At 63.9% G+C, this 20,410-nt stretch carries 19 protein-coding genes; 14 read left to right on the top strand and 5 right to left on the bottom strand.

Annotation, left to right across the window (positions count from 1 at the left end; translation table 11 throughout):
* The first annotated feature begins 123 nt into the window (after window positions 1-123).
* A complete protein-coding gene (locus RHP72_RS23485; protein WP_003939907.1) occupies window positions 124-477 on the top strand; it encodes a VOC family protein in 354 nt (117 codons plus the stop codon).
* 73 nt (window positions 478-550) lie between these two features.
* A complete protein-coding gene (locus RHP72_RS23480; RefSeq protein WP_228401288.1) occupies window positions 551-1,870 on the top strand; it encodes a M18 family aminopeptidase in 1,320 nt (439 codons plus the stop codon).
* Window positions 1,871-1,895: 25 nt separating this feature from the next.
* Here the strand turns inward: RHP72_RS23480 and RHP72_RS23475 are convergent, their stop codons facing one another.
* On the bottom strand, window positions 1,896-2,873 hold the full coding sequence (locus RHP72_RS23475) for a Dyp-type peroxidase (protein WP_081558361.1): 978 nt from the start codon (window positions 2,871-2,873) through the stop codon (window positions 1,896-1,898).
* Between the two features lie 250 nt (window positions 2,874-3,123).
* Between RHP72_RS23475 and purL the strand changes: the two genes are divergently transcribed.
* The 9 genes from purL to purM all read left to right on the top strand — a co-directional run bounded on the left by purL (window position 3,124) and on the right by purM (window position 13,427).
* Window positions 3,124-5,412, top strand: coding sequence for a phosphoribosylformylglycinamidine synthase subunit PurL (gene purL / locus RHP72_RS23470; protein WP_037125770.1), 2,289 nt, complete (start codon window positions 3,124-3,126; stop codon window positions 5,410-5,412).
* Window positions 5,413-5,415: 3 nt separating this feature from the next.
* Complete coding sequence (locus tag RHP72_RS23465; RefSeq protein WP_042922291.1) at window positions 5,416-7,200, top strand: alpha/beta-hydrolase family protein; 1,785 nt, start codon at window positions 5,416-5,418, stop codon at window positions 7,198-7,200.
* Entirely contained in the window at window positions 7,197-7,853 is a 657-nt protein-coding gene (locus tag RHP72_RS23460) for a CPBP family intramembrane glutamic endopeptidase (RefSeq protein WP_007733821.1), read from the top strand. The genes RHP72_RS23465 and RHP72_RS23460 overlap by 4 nt, the downstream gene beginning before the upstream one ends.
* The gene (locus tag RHP72_RS23455; protein WP_161120097.1) at window positions 7,853-8,242 is read left to right on the top strand and encodes a sterol carrier family protein; all 390 of its coding nucleotides are present in this window, start codon (window positions 7,853-7,855) and stop codon (window positions 8,240-8,242) included. Before RHP72_RS23460 ends, RHP72_RS23455 begins: the two co-directional genes overlap by 1 nt.
* Before the next feature lie 126 nt (window positions 8,243-8,368).
* A complete protein-coding gene (gene purF / locus RHP72_RS23450) occupies window positions 8,369-9,946 on the top strand; it encodes an amidophosphoribosyltransferase (protein ID WP_003940541.1) in 1,578 nt (525 codons plus the stop codon).
* Window positions 9,947-10,090: 144 nt separating this feature from the next.
* Window positions 10,091-10,699: an AIM24 family protein gene (locus tag RHP72_RS23445; RefSeq protein ID WP_003940441.1), complete on the top strand. Its 609-nt coding sequence runs from the start codon at window positions 10,091-10,093 to the stop codon at window positions 10,697-10,699.
* Window positions 10,700-10,702: 3 nt separating this feature from the next.
* Window positions 10,703-11,380: an AIM24 family protein gene (locus RHP72_RS23440; RefSeq protein WP_003939918.1), complete on the top strand. Its 678-nt coding sequence runs from the start codon at window positions 10,703-10,705 to the stop codon at window positions 11,378-11,380.
* A gap of 13 nt (window positions 11,381-11,393) precedes the next feature.
* Window positions 11,394-12,140 (top strand): AIM24 family protein, encoded by a 747-nt coding sequence (locus RHP72_RS23435; RefSeq protein ID WP_311093885.1) that lies wholly within the window; start codon window positions 11,394-11,396, stop codon window positions 12,138-12,140.
* Window positions 12,141-12,347: 207 nt separating this feature from the next.
* Window positions 12,348-13,427 (top strand): phosphoribosylformylglycinamidine cyclo-ligase, encoded by a 1,080-nt coding sequence (gene purM, locus RHP72_RS23430; RefSeq protein WP_003940225.1) that lies wholly within the window; start codon window positions 12,348-12,350, stop codon window positions 13,425-13,427.
* Between the two features lie 150 nt (window positions 13,428-13,577).
* Here purM and RHP72_RS23425 read toward each other — a convergent pair whose 3' ends face one another.
* The 4 genes from RHP72_RS23425 to RHP72_RS23410 form a co-directional block, all read right to left on the bottom strand.
* On the bottom strand, window positions 13,578-13,781 hold the full coding sequence (locus RHP72_RS23425; RefSeq protein WP_003940337.1) for a DUF3073 domain-containing protein: 204 nt from the start codon (window positions 13,779-13,781) through the stop codon (window positions 13,578-13,580).
* A 202-nt stretch (window positions 13,782-13,983) separates the two neighbouring features.
* On the bottom strand, window positions 13,984-14,937 hold the full coding sequence (locus RHP72_RS23420; RefSeq protein ID WP_311093884.1) for an asparaginase: 954 nt from the start codon (window positions 14,935-14,937) through the stop codon (window positions 13,984-13,986).
* Window positions 14,934-15,602 (bottom strand): MOSC domain-containing protein, encoded by a 669-nt coding sequence (locus RHP72_RS23415; protein ID WP_030535239.1) that lies wholly within the window; start codon window positions 15,600-15,602, stop codon window positions 14,934-14,936. Before RHP72_RS23415 ends, RHP72_RS23420 begins: the two co-directional genes overlap by 4 nt.
* Complete coding sequence (locus RHP72_RS23410; RefSeq protein ID WP_007733828.1) at window positions 15,599-16,720, bottom strand: folate-binding protein YgfZ; 1,122 nt, start codon at window positions 16,718-16,720, stop codon at window positions 15,599-15,601. The genes RHP72_RS23415 and RHP72_RS23410 overlap by 4 nt, the downstream gene beginning before the upstream one ends.
* Before the next feature lie 79 nt (window positions 16,721-16,799).
* Here RHP72_RS23410 and RHP72_RS23405 point away from each other — a divergent pair, with 79 nt between their 5' ends.
* The 3 genes from RHP72_RS23405 (at window position 16,800) to cydB (ending at window position 20,370) form a co-directional block, all read left to right on the top strand.
* Window positions 16,800-17,663, top strand: coding sequence for an aminodeoxychorismate lyase (locus RHP72_RS23405; RefSeq protein WP_099697820.1), 864 nt, complete (start codon window positions 16,800-16,802; stop codon window positions 17,661-17,663).
* 154 nt (window positions 17,664-17,817) lie between these two features.
* Window positions 17,818-19,317, top strand: a complete 1,500-nt coding sequence (locus RHP72_RS23400; protein WP_311093882.1) for a cytochrome ubiquinol oxidase subunit I — start codon at window positions 17,818-17,820, stop codon at window positions 19,315-19,317.
* 9 nt (window positions 19,318-19,326) lie between these two features.
* Window positions 19,327-20,370, top strand: a complete 1,044-nt coding sequence (cydB, locus tag RHP72_RS23395; protein ID WP_003939727.1) for a cytochrome d ubiquinol oxidase subunit II — start codon at window positions 19,327-19,329, stop codon at window positions 20,368-20,370.
* Window positions 20,371-20,410: the final 40 nt, after the last annotated feature.

Genomic DNA, 20,410 nt, shown 5'->3' with positions numbered 1-20,410 from the left:
TGGATAACGGCGAAGAGTGGTTCTGCAACACGGTCGCGCAGCGTTGTGAGTCGTACTCGACGATCGTCTCATCTCAGCCCGAGATCGAGAGTCTTTGTCGGTGGCTTCCATTAGCGTGTGCGCATGACTCTCACACTCGGCATGATCACCTTCGACAGTCTCGATCCCGGTCCGCTCGCAACGTGGTGGGCAGCGCAGTTGGGCGGAAACATCGTCGAGGAAAACGACGGTTGGTTCTACATCGTCTCGGTCCCTGACAGCGCCACCAACTTCGCATTCCAGAAGGTCCCGGACCCCACCGCCGGCAAGAATCGCATCCATCTCGATTTGGGGAGTCCGGATCTCGACGCCGAGGTGGCGCGGCTCGTCGAGGCCGGAGCAACTGAGCACCACCGCGAAAACATGGACGGTTTCCGCTGGGTGACGCTCCTCGATCCTGATGGGAATCAGTTCTGCGTGTCCGGTCCTCACGCCTGAGCTAACCGATTCTGTGCTCACCTGATTCGTGGCCACTGATATCCCGGACACCTGTTCGGGCATGATGAGAGGCATGACTTCTCAGACTTCTCGGGCGGCTCGGGCCGGGGCGGCTTCTCTGACCGGGGCCGACGCAGACGGCTTGTGCAGCTTCGTCGATTCGTCACCGTCGCCGTTCCATGTGTGCGCGACGGTGGCGACCGAGCTGACGGCCGGCGGGTTCGTCGAAGTCCACGAAACGCAGTCGTGGCCAGCCGAGCCCGGACGGTACTTCCTCGTGCGAGGCGGTTCGCTGATCGCCTGGAGCACCGAGGGCGTGGGAAACACCGCTCCGTTCCGGATTGTCGGAGGTCATACCGACAGCCCGAACCTGCGGGTCAAACAGCATCCCGACCTCACTTCGGCCGGGTGGCAGATGGTGGGCCTCGAACCGTATGGCGGTGCGTGGCTGAACTCCTGGCTCGACCGCGATCTCGGTATCTCCGGCCGATTGAGTGTCCGGGTGGGAAACACTGTGGAGCAGAAGCTGGTTCGCATCGACGACCCGATTCTTCGTGTTCCGCAGCTGGCTATCCACCTGTCCGAAGATCGCAAGGGTGTGACGCTGGATCCGCAGAGGCACGTCAACGGAATCTGGGGCGTGGGTTCGAAGCCCAAGTCGTTCATCGGCTTTGTCGCCGAGCGTGCGGGTGTAGCCGCGTCGTCGGTTCTCGGCTGGGAATTGATGACACACGACCTTGCGCCCAGCGCAGTCGTGGGGGTGGACAAGGAATTGGTCAGCGCCCCCAGGCTCGACAATCAGGGCACGTGTTATGCAGGGACACAAGCACTTTTGGCCGCGGCTGAGTCGCCCGGTCAGCAGGTCCCAGTGCTTGCTCTCTTCGATCATGAAGAGGTCGGCAGCATGTCCGATCGCGGAGCTTTCTCGGACCTGCTGAACACCGTGCTCGAGCGGATCGTGTTGGGACGCGGTGGTGGCCGCGAAGAATTCCTGCAGGCGATGGCCGGCTCGGTATGCGCGTCGGGCGACATGGCACACGCGACGCACCCCAATTACCCGGACCGCCACGAGCCCGCTCATCGGATCGAGATCAACGGTGGGCCGGTACTCAAGGTGAACCAGAACCTGCGCTACGCCACCGATGCGGCCGGTGCCGGCGAATTCGCGCTCGCGTGCGATCAGGCGGGAGTGCCGATGCAGCGCTACGTCCACCGCGCCGATTTGCCGTGCGGCTCCACCATCGGACCGATCACGGCATCACGCACCGGACTGTCCACCGTCGACGTCGGCGCGCCTCAGCTCGCGATGCACTCTGCCCGCGAGCTGATGGGCGCGGCAGATGTCCGCATGTATGCCGACGCGCTCGGTGCGTTCCTCACGCCGCGTAGTTAGAGGGTGGGTAGCTGGGAGCGGGCAGTCAAACGGCTGAGAGCCCAGCGGGTGCAGCCGGTAGATCCTCGAAGAAGTCGGCGCTCGGAGTGAAGAACATCGAGCCCGTCACGGCCGTCGAGAAATCGAGCAGACGGTCGTAATTGCCGCGAGGGTTGCCGAGAAACATGTTCTCGAGCATCCGTTCGGTGATCGCCGGCGTGCGGCAGTAGCCGATGAAAAAGGTGCCGATCTCGTCGTCGCCGAGGCGCCCGTACGGCATGTTGGCACGCAGGATCTCGAGAGCCTTGCCGTTCTCGTCCTTGATTGCGTTGAGGGCTACGTGCGAGTTGGCCGGCTTCACTTCGGACGTCATCTCGATGTCCTCGAGCTTGCTGCGTCCGATCACACGTTCCTGCTCGTCGACGGTGATTGCTTCCCAGTCCCGCATCTTGTGGACGTAGCGCTGGATATGGACGTAGCTTCCTCCGGTGAACGCAGGATCTTCGTCTCCGACAGTCACGGCGGCGACGGCGTCGCGGCCCACCGGATTTTCGGTGCCGTCGACGAAGCCGATGAGGTCTCGGTTCTCGAAGTACTGGAAGCCGTGAACCTCGTCGACCACCGTGGCTGCGCCGTGCAGTCGCTTCGTGATCTGCCGAGCCACCTCGAAACACGCATCCATGCTCATCGCGCGGATGTGGAAGAGCAGATCGCCGGGAGTCGACGGCGCCGAGTGAACGTCACCCTGTAGAGCGGCGAACGGGTGCAGTAGCGCGGGGCGCGGACCGGCGAACAGTCGATCCCAAACCGACGAACCGATGCTTGTCACCACATCCAAACCTGATCCGGGGACGCGCAGCCCCACGGCGCGCTGCAGGCCGGCGACGTCGGCGAGTAGTTCTCGTGTGGTGTTCTCACCACCCGGATTTACGGTCGCGACCAGGAAAATTGCAGCCGGAGTGAGGGGAGTGGTCACCGACTGGGACTGTGCCGTGAGGTCGGACTGACGAACATCCTGGGGCATGCGAGGCCTTTCGAGGGAGAGAGTGGGCCGGCCCTGACTTTAAGAAAACCGACCGGATCACCCAACCGGGGCGGGTGTGACGGGCGATACTTCGCAGGCCCGGAGGTGTTGCGGGTGCTGCCGTCTGCGGAAGTCGTCGGCCCACACCGATAGACTGTCCCCCGGCACGTTCTTTCGTTGGGCACATTCGTGGTGTCCCGCTCCGCGCCGGCTTGCCTCTTGACTCCCGTAGGGAAGGGACCACTCTCCAGTGTCTGCTCACCAGGTCGATACCGTCACGCACGCATCGGCTGATCCCGATGCCGCTCAGCCGTTCAAGGAGCTCGGTCTCAAGGACGACGAATACGCACGCATCAAGGAGATCCTGGGCCGCCGTCCCACGGACGCCGAACTGGCGATGTACTCGGTGATGTGGAGCGAGCACTGCTCGTACAAGTCCTCGAAGGTCCACCTCGGATACTTCGGCAAGACCACCACCGACGAGATGCGCGCCAACATGCTGGCCGGTATCGGTGAGAACGCCGGCGTCGTCGACATCGGTGACGGCTGGGCAGTCACGTTCAAGGTCGAGAGCCACAACCACCCGTCGTACGTCGAGCCTTACCAGGGTGCGGCGACCGGTGTCGGCGGCATCGTCCGCGACATCATGGCCATGGGTGCTCGTCCGATCGCCGTCATGGATCAGCTTCGGTTCGGTGCTGCTGACGCCCCCGATACCCGTCGCGTCGTCGACGGTGTCGTGCGTGGTGTCGGTGGATACGGAAACTCCCTCGGCCTGCCGAACATCGGCGGCGAGACGGTCTTCGACGAGTCCTATGCAGGTAACCCGCTGGTCAACGCCCTCGCTGCCGGCGTCATGCGCGTCGAGGATCTGCATCTGGCCTTCGCTTCGGGCGCGGGCAACAAGATCATCCTGTTCGGCGCACGCACCGGTCTCGACGGAATCGGCGGCGTCTCGGTCCTCGCGTCGGCGACGTTCGACGACGAGGGTGGAGACACCGGCGGACGTAAGAAGCTGCCCGCGGTTCAGGTCGGCGACCCGTTCACCGAGAAGGTGCTCATCGAATGCTGTCTCGACCTCTACAAGGCCGGCCTCGTCGTCGGCATCCAGGACCTCGGCGGCGCCGGGCTGTCCTGCGCCACCTCCGAGCTGGCCGCGGCCGGCGACGGCGGCATGCACATCAACCTTGAGAAGGTTCCGATGCGCGCCACCGGAATGACCCCGGCCGAGGTGCTCTCGAGCGAATCGCAGGAGCGCATGTGCGCCGTGGTCACGCCCGAGAACGTCGATGCGTTCATGGAGGTCTGCAAGAAGTGGGACGTCCTGGCCACCGACATCGGCGAGGTCACCGACGGTGAGCACCTCACCATCTCCTGGCACGGCGAGACCGTCGTCGACGTTCCCCCGCGCACCGTCGCGCACGAGGGTCCGGTTTACCACCGCCCCGTCGAGCGTCCGGCAACGCAGGATGCCTTGATCGCGAATACGACTGCCGGACTGAAGCGTCCCGAAACCGACGCCGAGCTCGAAGCGACCCTGCTGAAGATGATCGCCTCGCCTGCCCTGTGCAGCCGCAAGTGGATCACCGAGCAGTACGACCGCTACGTCCGCGGAAACACCGTCCTGGCCGAGAACGCCGACGGCGGTGTCATCCGCATCGACGAGAAGACCGGACGCGGGATCGCACTGTCCACCGACGCTTCGGGCCGCTACACCGCGCTCGACCCGTACACCGGTGCGCAGCTCGCGTTGGCCGAGGCTTTCCGCAACGTGGCAGTCACGGGCGCAACGCCCAAGGCCGTCTCCAACTGCCTGAACTTCGGTTCTCCCGAGGACCCGGGTGTCATGTGGCAGTTCCAGCAGGCCGTTCGCGGCCTTGCCGACGGCTGCGCCACCCTCGGCATCCCCGTCACCGGCGGCAACGTCAGCTTCTACAACCAGACCGGATCCACGGCAATCCTGCCGACGCCGGTGGTTGCCGTCCTCGGTGTGATCGACGACGTTCACCGCCGCATCCCGACGGGCCTCGGACTCGAGCCGGGCGAGACGCTGATCCTGCTCGGCGACACCCGCGACGAGTTCGACGGCTCCATCTGGTCGCAGGTCGAGCACGGTCACCTCGGTGGCGTGCCGCCGAAGGTCGACCTCGCCCGTGAGCAACTGCTCGCCGACATTTTGCTCGCCTCTTCGCGTGACGGTCTCGTCACCGCAGCCCACGACCTCTCCGAGGGTGGACTGGCCCAGGCTGTCGTCGAAGCCGCGCTGGCCGGCGAAACCGGTTGCCGCATCCTGATTCCCGAGGGCGCCGATCCGTTCGTGACCCTGTTCTCGGAATCGTCGGGACGTGTCCTCGTTGCAGTTCCGCGTACCGAGGAGACTCGCTTCACCGGTATGTGCACCGCCCGCGGCTTGCCGTGGACGCGTATCGGGGTCGTCGACGAGGGCAGCGACTCCGTCGAGGTCCAGGGACACTTCTCCGTCACGATGGCCAAGCTCCGTGAGGCCTTCGAGGGAACGCTGCCCGCACTGTTCGGGTGATAGATGGTCGATTCCGGAGAACTGACTTCTTCTGACAGCCAGCCGCAGGAACACCACCTGCGGCTGGCTGTTCCCGCACCCCTCGAGAAGCTCGACAACCGCTTCACCGAGTGGGCGTGGGGGCTCCTCAAACTCGACTTCACCGGCATCGCGTTTGCCGCGTTCTTCTTCTGCTGGTCGTTGACCCCTTCGCTGTTGCCGCGCGATTGGCTTTTCCAAGGTCTGATCGGCGGAATCAACTCGGCCATCGGCTACGGCGTCGGTACTGCGATCGGTTGGGCTGTCGAGCGATACCTGCTCAGCGGGCGACGGTGGTGGCCACTGCCCGAGCCGGTGCCTTCCGCGATCAAGGTCTTCGTTCCGGTCGCGTCCATCGTCGCGGCGATCATCATGCTGGTCTACGCGGCCGGGTGGCAACGTGAAATCGCGGCACTGACCGATGCCGAAGGCACGACCACTTCCGGCTACATCCGAACCCTCGGACTGAGCCTGCTCGTCGGTGGCCTGCTCATCTCGATCTGGCGGGTCCTCCATGATCTGGTGAAACTGATTGCCCGACAGCTGATGCGGCGGTTCCACTGGTCACGGTCGGTGGCCAATGGCGTCGGTGTCCTGGTTGTCACCGTCCTGTTCTTCATGCTGGTCGACGGCGTCCTGGTCCGCGGAATCTATGCAGCGACCAACTCGATCTTCAGTCTGCAGAACTCGACCACTCGCGACGGCGTCGTCGAACCGCAGGATCCGATGAAATCGGGTAGCCCCGAATCAGCCGCTCCCTGGGACACATTGGGGTTCGAGGGACGAAACTTCGTCTCGCGCGGACTCGACGCGCAGGAACTCGAAGCGGCAACCGGTAAGCCTGCGATGGATCCGATTCGCGTATATGCCGGACTTGAAAGCGCCGAAGATCCCGAAGAGCGTATGGATCTGGTCATCAAGGAGCTGGAGCGAACCGGCGCCTTCCAACGCAAGGTCCTCGTGGTCATTCCGACGACGGGTACGGGGTGGGTCAATCCCACTGCGGCACAGGCAATCGAACTTGTGCATGACGGCGACACTGCTCTTGTCGCCAGCCAGTACTCGTACTTGCCGAGTTGGATCTCGTTCCTCGCCGACCAGGAGAAGGCGCAAGCTGCCGGACGCCTGTTGATCGAGCGGGTACACGAAAGATGGCTCCAGGAACCGGAAGCCACCAGGCCGAAGTTCATGGTCTACGGCGAGAGCCTCGGCGTCATGGCCGGCGCCGGAGCCTTCGACACACTGCAGGCGGCGCGCGATACCGCCGACGGAATTCTGTGGGTGGGCCCGCCGAACGCGACGCAGTTGTGGCGTTCGATCGAGAAGAGGCGCGATCCAGGCACTCCCGAAGTAGCTCCTGTCTACGCGGACGGCTTGGCCGGCGTGCGGTTCGCGGATCGCTCCGAAGACATTCCGACCGACGGGATGACGTGGCCGCAGCCGCGGGTTCTGTTTGTCCAGCACCCTTCCGATCCAGTGGTGTGGTGGTCACCCGACCTCATGTTCAATCGGCCCGAGTGGCTCAAGGAAGTGCCCGGTTTCGACCGCTCGCCGTCGATGAAATGGTTCCCGGTCGTGACGTTCTGGCAGGTGTCGGCCGACCTCGGCAACGCCGCGGGAGTTCCGGACGGCCATGGTCACAATTACGGAACCTCCGTTCTGGACGCCTGGATCAGCGTTGCCCAGCCCGAGGGGTGGACGGCCGCAGAAACCGAGCGAGTGCGGTCGGCATTGGTTGTCGCCGTGAAATCAGAGGGCCCCGAGAAGTGAGGGGAGTCGCCTCGATCGCGCTCTCCGCTACCGCGATCACCTGGAGCAACGTCGTGCTTCCGGCATTCGGTCTTTCGCCCCGAGCCCGCGCCGTGGTCAACACCGCGGCCGGTCTGTCGGCCATCGGAGTCCTACTCGCACGTGGTTACACCCGCGAGGAACTCGGCTTGGCGCACACCGGCATTCGTGGTGGTGCTCAGTTCGGCGGAGCCGCGGCGGGGGCGGTCCTTACCGGCTACAGCGTCGCTTTGGCCGTTCCGTCCTTGCGCGCGACTCTCGCTGCCGACGAGCGAGCAGACGGCCGCGAAGACTTCCTCGAATGGATCATCCTGCACATCCCGTTCGGGACGGTGCTCTCCGAGGAACTGTTGTTCCGTAGCGCGATGTCGGCCGTCTGGAGCCGCGAACTGAACAGGCCGACCGCGCAGGCTGTTCACGCACTGACCTTCGGGCTGTGGCACGTCGCTCCCGCTCGCGGTGCCGGCGACAACGTTCCCGCAGCAGTGGCGTTCACCGGCGCTTCGGCATTGCTGTTCGAGTGGCTGCACCGCCGTGGCGGCAGCGTACTTGCCCCCGCCCTGCTGCACCTGGCCACGAATGCCGGTGGCGCACTTGCCGTTCGTATCGCTACTCGCAGACAGGGAGTGAACTGATGCCGCCCCGCCGCGCCGTCGACCCCGCCGAATTTCGTGCCGCCGTCCTGGCCGTCGGCCCGTGGCTTCGAGATCCGGAACTGCCGAAGCCTTCGCGCAGTGAACTCGGTGCGGCAGTGAAGATGAGTGCGCGCACTCTCGAACAGATCGCCCCCGGATCGAGCGTCGAGGTGCGGGTCCCACCGTTTGTTGCGGTGCAATGCATCGAAGGTCCGCGTCACACGCGCGGAACCCCGCCCAACGTCGTCGAGACGGACGCTCGGACGTGGTTGCAGATGGTCACCGGATTGCTCGAGTTCTCCGAGGCCTCAGGTGACGGAAGAGTCGACGCCTCAGGTAGCCGCGCTCCCGAAATTGCGCACTGGCTCCCACTGCTCCGGTTGGCGTAGTGACAGAGACCATCCGGTTCGCTTCGGCGTGATCTGAGACCCAAGGCAGCCCTCAGGGGAAGTGAGTCCCAAAATGGCCGTAGACTGTGGATGCCCCCCAACCCCTGCCCACAAAGGGAGCGCCCGGTGACTCGTGCCGATCTGTCGGTCAACAGTCCAAATCTCCTCGCTTCGAACCCGTCCGACGAGGACGAGAACGAGCCCCGCGAAGAATGCGGTGTATTCGGCGTCTGGGCGCCGGGAGAGGATGTGGCGAAGCTCACTTATTACGGCCTGTACGCACTTCAGCACCGTGGTCAAGAAGCTGCCGGCATTGCGGTAGCCGACGGCTCCCAGGTGCTGGTGTTCAAGGATCTCGGCCTGGTCAGTCAGGTATTCGACGAGCAGACCCTCGCAGCGATGCCAGGTCACGTCGCCGTCGGACATTGCCGTTACTCCACTACCGGTTCCACGACGTGGGAGAACGCGCAGCCCATCTTCCGTACGACCACTGCCGGAACCGGCATCGCGCTCGGCCACAACGGCAACCTGGTCAACACCGCTGAACTCGCGAGCCGCACCCGTGCAGCCGGCCTGGTCAACGACAAGCGCCCCAATGCCGCGACTTCCGACTCCGACCTCATCGGTGGTCTCCTGGCACACGCTGCCGGCGACAGCACCATCGAACAGGCCGCGATGGAATTGCTTCCCACGTTGGAGGGCGCGTTCTGCCTCACCTTCATGGACGAGCACACGCTGTACGCAGCGCGCGATCCGCACGGCATCCGCCCGCTCTGCCTCGGTCGACTCGACCGCGGTTGGGTAGTCGCCAGCGAGACGGCAGCCCTCGACATCGTCGGTGCGTCGTTCGTTCGCGACATCGAACCCGGTGAGCTACTCGCGATCGACGCCGACGGCGTCCGCTCCTCGCGTTTCGCGAATCCGACGCCCAAGGGCTGTGTCTTCGAGTACGTCTACCTTGCCCGTCCCGACAGCGTCATCGGTGGCCGTTCGGTCCACTCGACCCGCGTCGAGATCGGCCGTCTGCTCGCCAGCGAGCATCCCGCCGAAGGTGACTTGGTCATCCCCGTTCCCGAGTCCGGCACCCCCGCAGCCGTCGGATACGCACAGGGCTCAGGCATCCCCTACGGCCAGGGTCTGATGAAGAACGCCTACGTGGGCCGTACCTTCATCCAGCCGTCGCAGACGATCCGTCAGCTCGGTATCAGGCTCAAGCTCAACCCGCTCAAGGAAGTCATCCGCGGCAAGCGCCTTGTGGTGGTGGACGATTCGATCGTCCGCGGTAACACTCAGCGTGCGCTCATCCGGATGCTCCGCGAAGCCGGCGCCCTTGAAATTCACGTCCGTATCGCCTCGCCGCCGGTCAAGTGGCCCTGCTTCTACGGCATCGACTTCGCCTCACCGGCCGAATTGATTGCCAACGGCGCAGGCGGACAGGATGCGACGTTCGAGGAAATGCTCGACGGTGTGCGTCGTTCCATCGGAGCGGACACGCTCGGATACATCTCCACCGAAGGCATGATCGCCGCCACCGAGCAGCCGGCCAGCCGTCTGTGCGCCGCGTGCTTCGACGGGACCTACCCGATCGCGCTTCCCAAGGAAACGTCGATCGGCAAGAACGTCCTCGAGGGGATGCTCGAGAGCACCGCAGGTTCGACGGCCACTCGCGACAACGACAATGCGAGCGCGCTCAGCCGCCCCTGAACATCAGAATCGTTGAAATTCGACAGCCGAGAATCTGCCGTCCACAGCATGTGGGCGGCAGATTTTCTGTTCACGACTTTCTGTTCCACGACACGGCATACGTCGTGAGCATCTGGCATAGTGCCCTCCGTGGCGCAACTGAGAATGGATGGGCACCGGGTCCTGGTCGCAGACCTGGTGGGGGACACCATCAAAGCGATCAACGGCTCGATGGTGGCGTACGAGGGTGCGATTACCTTCAAGAACGCCGGAATGGGCGGTGGCGGTGGGTTACGTGCCGCGCTGAAACAGAAGGCGGCAGGTGAATCACTGTCCCTGATGGAAGTCAGCGGTCAAGGCACCGTCTACTTCGCGGTCGACGCCCAGGACATCACGATTATCGAGCTCAACAACGACGCTTTGCACGTCGAAGCCTCACAATTGCTCGCACTGGTCGGACAGCTGCGAACCGACGTGAAATTTGCCGGCCTCCGCGGCGCAGGTTCCGGACAGGGCTTGTTCACGACGGTCGTCAGCGGCACCGGTCTGGTGGCGGTGCTGTCGAAGGGCGGACCGATCATCGCGCTCGAAGTCAGCCCGCAGTATCCGCTGGTTGCCGATCCCGACGCCTTCGTCGCTCACCGCGGTCAGCTGAACCAGAGCTTCGTCACCGACGTCACCTGGCGCTCCGCGATCGGCGGTGGCAGCGGTGAAGCGTTCTCGCTGCGATTCGACGGATCCGGTGTCGTTTACATCCAGCCTGAGGAGCGCTGACCCATGCCGTTGGAATTGGTGAACAGCAAGGTCGTCAAGTCGACCCTCGCACCGGGACAGAACGTGCTCGCCCGCACCGGGTCGATGCTCTACTACACCGGCGACGTCCGCTTCATCCCGCACAGCATGGGCGGTGGGCCCGGCGCCATGCCGAACATGGGCGGTATCGCCGGGATGGCCGGCCGCATGATGTCCGGCGAGCATGCACGCATGATGGCGGCCGAGGGAAACGGTGAGGTCTTCTACGGGCATGCCGGCTTGTACGTCGAGGTCATCCACCTCGACGGTTCCTCGATGCTCACGGTCGAAGCCGACCGGCTCCTCGCACACGACGGTTACCTGCAGAGTTCGATAGTCGCTCTCACGTCGCAGGGCGGTGTGCGCGGAGCGGTACGTGGCGCCATGACCGGTCAAGGCCTGTTCACGACGCAGTTGCACGGACAGGGAAGCGTCGCGGTTCTCTCGCACGGGGGCGCGATTCCGTTGCAGGTCGGTCCGAACAATCCTCAGGTCGTCGTCGACCCGCAGGCATACGTGTGCCACATCGGTCAGATCAACGTCGACATCTCCGCGAACGTCGGTTGGCGCGAGGCCGTCGGCAAGGGCTCGGGGGAGTCCATCCAGCTGAAGATGACCGGCGCCGGCACCGTCTGGGTCCAGGCGTCCGAGCAGAAGTTCTGAGAGGGCACAGAGCATGGGTATCGAAATTCACAATCCGGCAACTCTGCCCGGCAACGACAACGTCCCGGGCAATGATTACGCCTTCTGCGTCGAGATGGCCGGGCAGCCGTGGTTCACGTCCAAGGGCGCGATGATCGCGTACTACGGAAACATCAACTTCGAGCCGCTCGGGCGCACGAGCATGACGGCGATCGTCGCGGCCAGGTTCTCTTCACCGCTCTACGCGGACGACTGGGTGCTCGCTCAGGGACAGGGCAAGTTGATCCTCGGGGACCGCGGGTTCAACATCAATTCCTATGACCTCGACGACGGCAACCTCACGATTCGCGCGGCCAATCTCCTCGCCTTCGAGACGAGCCTGGACCTCAAACAGTCCATCGTCCCAGGCTTTTTGACGCTACTGGGGACAGGCAAGTTCCTGGCGTCGTCCAATGGCCCGGTCATGTTCGCGGAGCCGCCGCTGCGCATCGACCCGCAGGCGTTGGTGGGTTGGGCCGACTGCCCGTCGCCGTCCCACCACTTCGACGCCGACTGGATGCAGAGTTTCCTGGGCGCGGTTCGCGGAAGCATGTTCGGCGCGAACACCGGTGAAGAACGCCAGTTCGATTTCACCGGAGCCGGGACGGTACTGATCCAGTCGAGCGAGAAGGTCGTCCACGACGGACACCTCCTCAAACACATCGAATCCGAGACGGTCGCACTCGGGCAGAACAGTCTGCGCGCACTGCACGCCTCGATCGGTGCGCGGCTGCAGAACTGACGTCTCGGGGTACGCGAGGTCTCACCGAGGGGGCCGGTCCGGTAGCGTATGGGCGTAATCGTCGGTATTTGTGTGCGCGCTCTGGGTCTCGAGTCGAACGATCCATCTCGCGTCACGAGGATTGCAAACACTTCACATTGCAAGACCACTTACCTGTGCACGAGCAATACGTGCTCGCGAGAAATACAAGGCTGGAGTAGTAACCCGATGACCGAGGACAGTCACCGCACCGCAGGCGCCTCCTACGCGGCAGCAGGAGTCGATATCGCCGCAGGCGACCGGGCGGTGGAACTCTTCGCCCCTCTGGCCAAGAAGGCCAGCCGCCCCGAGGTCATGGGTGGCCTCGGTGGTTTCGCCGGCTTGTTCTCCCTCAAGGGTGACTACAAGGAGCCGTTGCTCGCCGCATCGACCGACGGCGTCGGAACCAAGCTCGCTGTCGCGCAGGCGATGGACAAGCACGACACGGTCGGACTCGACCTCGTCGCCATGGTTGTCGACGACCTCGTCGTCTGTGGCGCCGAGCCGCTGTTCCTCCAGGACTACATCGCCGTCGGCCGGGTCATCCCCGAGCGCGTCGCGGAATTGGTCAGCGGAATCGCCGAGGGCTGCATCCAGGCCGGCTGCGCTCTCCTCGGCGGCGAGACCGCCGAGCACCCCGGCATCATGGCCGACGGTGACTACGACCTTTCCGCCACCGGTGTCGGCGTCGTGGAGGCAGAGAAGCTGCTCGGACCGGATCGCGTTCGCCCCGGCGACGTCGTCATCGCGATGGGTTCTTCGGGACTGCACTCCAACGGTTACTCACTGGCCCGCAAGGTCCTGCTCGAGATCGACCGCATGAACCTGAGCGCACACGTCGACGAGTTCGGCCGCACGCTCGGTGAGGAGCTGCTCGAGCCCACCAAGATCTACGCCAAGGACTGCCTGGCACTCGCTGCCGAGACCGACGTGCGCACGTTCTGCCACGTCACCGGTGGCGGCCTCGCCAACAACCTCGCGCGCGTCATGCCCAAGGGCTTGGTCGCCGAACTCGATCGCGGAACCTGGAGCCCCGCTCCGGTCTTCGCCATGATCGCGCAGCGCGGACGCGTCGAGCGCGCCGAGATGGAGCAGACGTTCAACATGGGCGTCGGCATGGTCGCCGTCGTCGCACCCGAGGACGTCGACCGCGCACTTGCCGTCCTCACCGCACGCCACATCGACTGCTGGACGCTCGGTAGCGTCAAGAAGGCGTCGGACGCCGCTGCAGAGCGTGCGTTCCTGGCCGGAGACCACCCGCGCTTCTAGACCGCAACGTCAGCTGCCCCATCGGAGAGATCCGGTGGGGCAGTTTTGTGTGTCCGTGCAAGCAGACGCGAGGCGGAAAATGGAACGCAAAAATGAGGAAGAGCGATCAGCTCTTCCTCATTTCACAGTCTGCGCGGTGGCAGTGCGCGGTCAACGCCGCCAGTCGTCGTAGTCGTCCTCTCGCGCATGCCCTTCCCTATCGGAAGTCTGGTCCGATCGGACACTGCTCCGATGCGAGTTGGTCGATCCACCTGCGAGCTCTCTTTGCAGGCTGTCGAAATCCGTGGTCGGTACGCTGTATTTCAATTCGCGTGCAACCTTGGTCTGCTTTGCCTTAGCCCGGCCGCGGCCCATGGCTGACCCCCTCGCGCTTTCGCGGGGCGGCCTGGGGAATTTGGCGGCCCCGTTTGAGTGTGTAAGTTTCCTGACACACACTCTAGCGTGGAAAAGTCGCTTCCGCTTCCACGAAGGCCTCACCGCCGTGTCTGATTGCTCTCACTATGGCCGCGAGCTGCCAGGATGCTGAAAGAACTCGTCAGAACTTTGTGAGAACTGCTCAGAAGTTTCCGGGAATTGCGCGAATCGTCCCCACTCGGGCGTCGCCGCCGAAGACCGGAGCGGATGCGAGAGCCGCCAACTCCTCGGTCCACTCGGTGTTCATCCGCTTGAGCAGAGCTGCCGCCAAGGGCAGGAGCGCCCGCTCGTGACCGTCGTCGATCTTGAGGGCGAAAGCGGAACCGTCGGAAAGCGCTCCGGCGTAGATGCCGTCGTATCCGGTTTTGGAGAACAGACCCGGCACGGCGGACATCAGGCGCTGATCGTTGCGGCCGGTGCCCGAGACGAGGAAGGGGTTCTCGCGGACCGCGTCGGCCACAGCTCGTTCGGGTGAGTCGGGCTCAGCCGAGGGCAGGCGTCCGAATGCCCGAGCCAGGTTCGTGAGCGAGAGCGGCACGATCGGGAGACCACAACCGTCGATGCCGAGTTCCTGCTCTTCCTCGCCGCTGAGATCGAAGATCGTCTCCTGGATCGCGAGTTGGAGGGGATGAGTCGGCTCCATGTACGTCTCGAGCGGCCAGTCGTTCACGACGCACGTGGCGAGCATCGCGGAGTGCTTGCCCGAGCAGGTCATGTAGATCGGGCTGGGAAGCTCGCCCGCTGCGATCAGTTCGGCTCGGGCCAGTTCGTTGCCCGGCAGATCGGAGGGGCACTGCAACTGGTCGACACCGAGTTGGTAGCGAGCGAGAAGCGCTGCGACCAGTTCGATGTGATCGGCCTCGCCCGCATGTGAGGACGACGCGACGGCCAACTCTTCCGGGCTGGTGGGTGCAAAGCCGTTACGAAGCGCAGCGACGGCTTGCAGCGGCTTGTTCGCCGAGCGCGGGTAGATAGGTGTGTGAATTTCCCCGAGTCCGACAACGACCTCGCCGTCGGCGCCGAGAATGACGGCCGATCCGCGATGCACGCATTCGCGGAATCCGGAGCGGACCACTTCCACCAATTCGATACTCACGAGTGCACCTGCGCTTCTGCTTGTTCGATGAACCTCTGGACACGCGCGGTGACGTTCGGTGCAAGATCGGTGTGTTCTGCGAGTAGCCGTCGAAGCCGCTCAGGGTCCGTTCCGGCGAAGACCTCTCGAACAGTCACTCCGTGATCCGGTACGTGGACTCGGGTGACCGAATCGCCCGCGGCGATCGTGCCGGTCCGGTTGACGCGAAGATAGGCGCCGACGTCGGTCCGCTCGGTGAATCGCTTGACCCAGCCCTTCTCCGCGGCCCAGATGCCGAAGGTGCCACACGGGACCCGGGGAGCGGTCACTTCGAGTTCGAGAACGTCCGACGCCTCGGCTCCGGTGATGTGCCAACGCTCGCCGATCACGGCGTCCGTGACGAGCATCCCGCTGATGTGAAGATTCTCGCCGAACCATCCGGGGCCGAGAGGTCGGCCCAATTCGTCCGACCAGCGCTGCGCTTCGTCGCGCTGATACGCGTAGACAGCTTGGAAGGCGCCGCCGTGGAACTCGGTGTCGCAGACGTAGTCGCCACCCAGACCGAGTCGGCCGACCGCGACGCGGCCGTCGACGGGACGCTTGTCGATCGCGGTACGGGGGACTCGCCTGACGCCACTGTCACGTTCGGTGTGGACGACGCAGACCGCGTCGACCGTGCCCGTCACTTTCCGCGCAATCGGTTGACAGCCTCACGTCCGGCCTGGGGTGCGTCGTCCGCCACGATCGAATCCGGATCGATGGACGCAGCGCTGGGGCCGGCCATCAGTTCGGTGTCGACCGGGATGTTGCGCTTGATCAGAGCGAGTGCGATGGGGCCGAGCTCGTGATGATTGACGACGGTCCCGACGCGTCCGACGGCCCGTCCGCCCGCCGTGATCGGGTCACCCGGTTCCGGGACGGCTTCGGCGCTGCCGTCGAGGTGCAACATGACGAGATGGCGCGGGGGCTTGCCGAGATTGTGAACCCGGGCGACGGTTTCCTGACCGCGGTAGCACCCCTTGTCGAGGTGGACGGCGCCGTGCTCGGCCGGCCCACCGATCCAGTGGACCTCGTGCGGGATGGTCCGTTCGTCGGTGTCCAGTCCGAGGCGAGGCCTCGTCGCTTCGACGCGCAGTGCCTCGAAGGCCCAACTGCCGGCGGGCTTGGCGCCGGCATCGGTCAGCCTGGTCCACCACGCTGCCAGTTGCTCACGTGGGACGAGAAGGTCGAAAGAGTTCTCGGTAGGCCACGGCATGCGGCGGACAAATCCGCCGTCGGCCAAGGCGTGAGCGTCGTAGGCCTCGGTGGGTGTCTGAACCTCGAGTGCGGCGAGGACAGTTGACGCTTCGGGTCCGATCAGGCTCAGGACCGCGAGTTCGTTGCCGTCTCGAGGTTCGGCCTTGGACCAGAACACCATCTTCTTCAAGAAGGAGAGAAGGTCGGGTCCGCGGTTCGCCTCGGTGTCGATCCAGGTGACACCTGCCAGGTCCGTCTGCACGAAGTGGTGCTCGACGCGTCCGTTGACGTCCAGGCTCAAGTTCTCGGCACTCTTGCCGTCGGGGAGCGCGGCGATGTGCTGGCTCGAAATCGTGTGCAGCCACGTGAGGCGTTCGTCGCCGGGAATGGCGATCACGAATCTGTGACTGCGGTCGACCACCACTGCTGCGCGCTGCGCGGTTCGCTGTTCGCCGAGGGGATCGCCGTAGTGCCACGCGACACCGATGTCGGCCGAACCGTCCGGTGCGGTGACCGCGCCGGGGGAAGTCAGAAGTGGGCTGTTGGGCACAAGAGCGTTGTCGACCACGAGACCAGTCTAGGAGTGTGGGCGGGATCGCGGTTACAGGGCGGCCCCGGCGGCTTGGCGGATCGTTAGGGTTGATGGCATGCCTGATCGCGTATTGGTGACTCTCGACCATGAGGTGCTCGATGCTGACGCACCGTTTCTGCACGCCGACGACCTGGCGGTGGTGCGCGGCGACGGAGTCTTCGAGACGCTGTTGGTACGCGACGGCCGCGCCCGGGTGGTCGAGGGACACCTGAGTCGACTGGTTCTGAGCGCACGGGCACTCGGCCTGCCCGCTCCGGTTCTCGATGATTGGCGTCTGGCGATCGAGATGGCTGCCGAGGAATGGGGGACCGAGAAGGAAGGCGCCCTTCGTCTCGTTCTGACCCGCGGCCGTGAGAGCGGCGACAAGCCGACAGCCTTCGTGATGGTCGGTCCGGTGGCCGATCGGGTCAGACAGGTCCGCGAATCGGGGTTGTCGGTGATGACTCTCGAGCGAGGTTTCTCTGTCGATCTCTCTGCCCGGGCACCCTGGCAGCTACTGGGCGCGAAGACGTTGTCGTACGCAACCAACATGGCAGCGCTTCGATATGCGGCGAATTTGGGTGCTGACGATGTGATCTTCGTCAGTTCCGAGGGCAATGTGTTGGAGGGACCACGCTCGACGGTGGTGGTCGTTCGGGACAGGACTTTGATCACACCGCCTCCCGCACAGGGCATTTTGATGGGTACGACGCAGCGCGCCCTGTTCGACGTTGCCGGCAGTGCTCGCTTCGATTGCCGATACGAAACCCTCCGACCTGCGGATTTGATTGCGGCCGACGGAGTGTGGATGGTTTCGAGCGTCACGCTGGCCGCACGCGTCCATACACTCGACGGGCTCACATTGCCAGAGCCGAAGGTCTCCGGGGAATTCGCGGAATTGGTTGAACGTGCAATTGATTCGGATTCAGCAGGGCGATAGGCGAATAGGAATCGCGACAGGTCTCTACTACATTTGGTAGTAGCAAAGTCCTGCGGTCCAAACCGGACAGCAGTACCGTGTCCGCAGGGGCCGAGCGACTGCCCGCGTCTCGAACCCCGAAGCCTGTCCCAGGGCCCTACTCTCGGAGTAGCCAATGGATACTTTGGACGTCTCCAGGTGGCAGTTCGGTATCACTACCGTCTACCACTTCATCCTTGTTCCGCTGACCATCGGACTTGCGCCGATGATCGCGATCATGCAGACGATGTGGGTGGTCACCAAAAAGGACCACTGGTATCGGCTCACCAAGTTCTTCGGCAAGCTTTTCCTCATCAACTTCGCACTCGGTGTAGCCACCGGCATCGTGCAGGAGTTCCAGTTCGGCATGAACTGGAGCGAGTACTCGCGATTCGTCGGTGACGTCTTCGGAGCTCCGCTCGCATTGGAAGGCCTTGTCGCCTTCTTCATGGAGTCCGTCTTCATCGGACTCTGGATCTTCGGTTGGGGCAGGCTGCCCAAACTTGTACACCTGGCGTGCATTTGGCTCGTGGCGATTGGCGTCAACGCGTCGGCGTTCTTCATCATCGCGGCCAACTCGTTCATGCAGCATCCGGTCGGTGCGACGTACAACCCTGAAACGGGTCGTGCCGAGCTCACCAGTATCTGGGAGCTGCTGACCAACAACACCGCTCTCGCTGCCTTCCCGCACGCGGTTGCCGGCGCCTTCCTGACGGCGGCGACGTTTGTTGCCGGCATCAGTGGTTGGTGGATGGTGCGGAACATGCGCCGCGCCAAGCAGGCTGAGGCCGCCGAAGCCGAACGCCTCGAGTCCGACGCGCGCACGATGTACCGTCCGGCAACACGATTCGCGTTGCTCGTCATGATCGTGGCCGGAATCGGAATCATCTACACCGGTGACGTCCAAGGCAAGCTCATGTTCCAGCAGCAACCCATGAAGATGGCGTCGGCGGAATCGCTGTGCGACACCGAGATGGATCCGGACTTCTCGATCCTCACTATCGGCACTCACAACAACTGTGACAGCGTGACGCACGTTCTGAAGGTGCCGTTCGTTCTGCCATGGTTGGCCGAGGGCAAGTTCACCGGCGTCGAACTGCAAGGCGTGAACCAACTGCAGGAGCAGGCGGAGCAGGACTTCGGACCGGGTAACTACCGACCGAATCTCTTTGTCACGTACTGGTCTTTCCGCGCCATGATCGGCCTCGCCGCCGGTTCGGCAGCACTGGCTCTCGCGGGGCTGTGGGTCACACGTAAGGGGCGAGTCCCGGACCAGAAGTGGTTCGGAGTCCTCAGCCTCGTCGCGATTCCCACTCCGTTCATGGCGAACAGTGCCGGTTGGATTTTCACCGAGATGGGCCGTCAGCCCTGGGTGGTGCATCCCAATCCGACCGGCGTCGACATGATCAGACTCACTGTCGACCAAGGTGTTTCGGACCACGCGTCGGCTACCGTCTGGGCTTCGCTGATCACCTTCACCCTCCTGTACGGAGCGCTGGGTGTGGTCTGGTTCAAGCTGATCGTGCGGTACGCGAAGGAAGGCCCGTTGGAGCACGACATGCATCCACCAGGCGATGCAGATCATGACGAGCCGGAAGATCCGGACAAGCCCAAACAACTGTCGTTCGCGTACTAGGAGGCGATCATGGGACTTCAAGAAGTATGGTTCGTGCTCGTCGCAGTACTGTTCATCGGTTACTTCGTCCTCGAAGGGTTCGATTTCGGTGTCGGGATGCTCATGCCGATCGTCGGCAGAGGCAGTGACCTCCCGGCCGATACGCGTCGACGGGTGGCGCTCAACACGATCGGCCCGGTGTGGGACGGCAACGAAGTGTGGCTGATCACCGCCGGTGGCGCGATGTTCGCGGCATTCCCGGAGTGGTACGCGACGTTGTTCTCCGGGTTCTATCTACCGCTGCTGATCATCCTGGTGGCCTTGATCGTTCGTATCTGTGCCATCGAATGGCGAAGCAAGATCGACGACGACAAATGGCGTCAGCGTTGCGACTGGGGCATCATCTTCGGCTCCTGGGTCCCGGCAGTTCTCTGGGGCGTGGCTTTCGCGAACATCGTTCGGGGCGTGGCGATCAACGCCGACAAGCAGGTCGAGTCGGGATTCTTCGATCTGCTCAATCCGTACGCGCTGCTCGGCGGTCTGACCACCGCGCTGGTGTTCGCTCTCCACGGCGCAGTGTTCCTGGCACTCAAGAGTGCCGACGAGGTTCGTGAAGACGCCGTGAAAATTGCCGCACGACTGGCAATTCCGGCTATTCCGGTCGCCGGCGGATTCGTCCTCTGGACGCAACTCGCCTACGGCAAGGGATGGACGTGGATTCTGGTAGCCGCCGCTGCTGCGGCACTGATCGGCGTCGTCTTCCTGACGCGGGCCGAGCGCGAAGGCTGGGCTTTCGTTCTCACCTGTGTGGCCGTCATCGCCACTGTCGTGCTGCTGTTCGCCTCGCTGTTCCCGAACGTCATGCCGTCGACGCTTGATCCGGCGTACAGCCTGACCATCGAGAACGCGTCGTCGAGTCCGTACACGCTCAAGGTGATGACGTGGGCCGCGGCATTCATGACACCGGTGGTGATCATCTACCAGGGCTGGACGTACTGGGTGTTCCGACAGCGCATCTCCTCCAAGCAGATTCCGGCGTCGATCGGTCTCCGATTCAAGGAGAAGACGTGGTAGTCACGAACCCTGAATCACGACACATTCGAAACACGAAAGA

The sequence above is a fragment of the Rhodococcus sp. SG20037 genome (assembly GCF_031763325.1).
GTDB classification, from domain to species: domain Bacteria; phylum Actinomycetota; class Actinomycetes; order Mycobacteriales; family Mycobacteriaceae; genus Rhodococcus_F; species Rhodococcus_F qingshengii.
This window is presented reverse-complemented; position numbering and strand designations above follow the sequence as displayed.